Origin of the sequence: Rhodococcus chondri (assembly GCF_036327435.1) — a bacterium.
Classification (GTDB): Bacteria; Actinomycetota; Actinomycetes; order Mycobacteriales; family Mycobacteriaceae; genus Rhodococcus; species Rhodococcus chondri.
Genome location: NZ_JAUZMZ010000311.1, coordinates 1 through 2,891, shown reverse-complemented (window position 1 = coordinate 2,891; position 2,891 = coordinate 1). Strand labels below are relative to the sequence as shown.

The window sequence follows — 2,891 nt, the reverse complement described above, 5'->3', positions numbered from 1 at the left end:
ACGGTGCCGTGGTGGATGCGTCCGCCGGCGAGGGCGTAGTCCCATGCGGCGGCGATGTCGTCGGCGGACCGCACCGTCGACTGGCCCTTACCGGAGGACGACATCACCGGTTTGATCACGCACGGGAACCCGATCTCCTCGGTCGCGGCGCGGAGTTCCCCGAGCGAGTTCGCGAACCGGTACGGGGAGGTGGGCAGGCCGAGTTCCTCGGCGGCGAGCCGGCGGATGCCTTCGCGGTTCATGGTGAGCTGCGTGGCGCGGGCGGTGGGGATGACCTCGGTGAGGCCGCGCTCCTCGGCGACCGCGAGCGCGTCGGTGGCGATGGCCTCGATCTCGGGAACCACCAGGTGCGGGCGCTCGGCCTCGATGATCGCGAGCAACGCCTGCGGATCGCCCATGTCGACGGTGTGGGCGCGGTGCGCGACCTGCTGACCGGGCGCGGTGGGGTAGCGGTCGACCGCGATGACTTCGACGCCGAGGCGCTGCAACGCGATGATCACCTCCTTGCCGAGCTCGCCGGACCCGAGGAGCAGCACACGGTTGGCTGTCGCAGACAGCGGAGTGCCGAGACGCGGTGAGACCATGGTGGGACTATATGTGCCACCGGTCGCCGTTCCTGGAGGAAAGCGATGAGCAGTGCAGGCCCTCACAGTCACACCCGCCCGGTCCGTGCCGCGAAGGACGGTCACGCAAAGGACGGTCACGCGAAGGGCGGTCACGCGAAGGACGGTCACGCGAAGGACGGTCACGCGAAGGACGGTCACGCGAAGGACGGGGTCGCGGCCGCGGACCTCCGGTATTTCACGCTGCCCGGCGTCGACGCCGCGGACGACGTGGACTGGCAGCGTCGTGATGCCCGCATCGTGCACCACGGCACGGGCAGCGTCGTCTTCGAGCAGAGCGGCGTCGAGTTCCCCGCCGACTGGTCGCAGAACGCGACGGACATCGTCGCCCAGAAGTATTTCCGCGGTGCGCTGGGCAGCGACGAGCGCGAAGGGTCACTGCGCACTGTCGTCGCCCGCATCGTGGACACGATCACGGCGTGGGGACGCACCGACGGGCACCTCGACGACCCCGCTGCGTTCTCGGCCGAGCTGACGCATCTGCTGCTGCACCAGAAGGCGTCGTTCAACAGCCCGGTGTGGTTCAACATCGGGGTTCCGAACACACCGCAGCAGGCCAGCGCGTGTTTCATCCTGTCGGTCGACGACAGCATCGACTCGATTCTGGAGTGGTACCGGCAGGAAGCGGTGATCTTCAAGGGCGGTTCGGGTGCCGGGGTGAACCTGTCGCGGATCCGCTCGTCCGCCGAGCCGCTCGCCGGGGGCGGAAGCGCGTCCGGGCCGGTCAGTTTCATGCGGGGCGCCGACGCGTCGGCCGGCACCATCAAGTCCGGCGGCAAGACACGCCGGGCCGCGAAGATGGTGATTCTCGATGTCGACCATCCCGACATCGAGGAATTCGTCGACTGCAAGGCCATCGAGGAACGGAAGGCGCGGGTGCTCGCGGAGGCAGGGTTCGACATGGGCCTCGACGGCAGCGACATCCACTCCGTGCAATACCAGAACGCGAACAATTCGGTGCGGGTCACCGACGAGTTCATGCAGGCCGTCGTCGACGACGCCGAGTGGCCGCTGCGGGCGGTCACGTCCGGCGGGATCGTGAGGACGGTGCGGGCGCGGGAGTTGTTGCAGCGCATCGCCGCTGCGACGTGGGAGTGCGCAGATCCGGGTATGCAGTACGACACCACCATCAATCGGTGGCACACCGCGGCGACGACCGGCCGGATCAACGCGTCGAACCCGTGCTCGGAGTACATGCACCTCGACGACTCCGCATGCAACCTGGCAAGCCTGAACCTGCTGAAGTTCCTGCGTGAGGACGGAACATTCGACGTCGACGGCTTCCGGCACGCGGTGGCGGTGATGCTCACCGCGCAGGAAATCCTCGTCGGACGCGCCGACTACCCCACCGAGCGGATCGGAGAGAACTCCCGGCGGTTCCGTCAGCTCGGTCTCGGGTACGCGAACCTCGGTGCGCTGCTCATGGCGTCCGGCCTGCCCTACGACGGCGACGAAGGCCGCGCGTATGCCGCGGCGGTCACCGCCCTGATGACCGGCCATGCCTACGTAGTGTCGGCACAGCTGGCGAAACGCCTCGGCCCCTTCTACGGGTTCGCCGAGAACCGGGAATCGATGCTGGGCGTGCTGGCCCGGCACCGCGGTGCCGTCGACGACATCGACGCCGACCTGGCCCCCGCAGAGGTGCTCGCTGCGGCGCACGACGCGTGGAATCGCGCGGTGGACGCCGGGACCGAGTTCGGGGTGCGCAACAGCCAGGTGACGGTGCTCGCTCCGACGGGCACCATCGGTCTGGCGATGGACTGCGACACCACCGGCATCGAACCGGATCTGGCGCTGGTGAAGACGAAGAAGCTCGTCGGCGGCGGAAGCCTGTCCATCGTCAACCGGAGTGTGCCACGGGCACTGTCGCGGCTGGGGTACAGCCCGGCGCAGGTCGCCGACGTCGTCGCGCATCTGGACACCCACCGGACCCTGGCCGGAGCGCCGCACGTGCGGGACGAGCATCGGCCGGTATTCGCAACGTCGATGGGCGACAACACGATTGCTCCGCGTGGGCACGTGTCGATGATGGCGGCGGTGCAGCCGTTCCTGTCGGGTGCGATCTCGAAGACGGTGAACCTGCCCGAGTCGGCGACGGTCGACGACATCGCCGATCTGTACGTCGACGCGTGGCGGCTCGGACTCAAGGCCCTGGCCGTGTATCGCGACAACTGCAAGCTCGGCCAACCGCTGTCCACGGCGGCACGGCGGGTGGTGACCGCGCCGGCAGACGTCGCTGTCGCGCCGCGGCGCGAACGCCAGCCCCCC

The 2,891-nt window shown here is 68.8% G+C and carries 2 protein-coding genes; one reads left to right on the top strand and one right to left on the bottom strand.

Annotated features, from left to right (window positions below):
- Nucleotides 1-584 (bottom strand): ATP-grasp domain-containing protein (locus Q8814_RS25505; protein ID WP_330154737.1); only part of this gene is annotated, 584 nt, incomplete at its 3' end.
- A gap of 45 nt (nt 585-629) precedes the next feature.
- Between Q8814_RS25505 and Q8814_RS25500 the strand changes: the two genes are divergently transcribed.
- Nucleotides 630-2,891: vitamin B12-dependent ribonucleotide reductase (locus Q8814_RS25500; RefSeq protein ID WP_330154736.1), on the top strand; the 2,262-nt coding region annotated here is incomplete at its 3' end.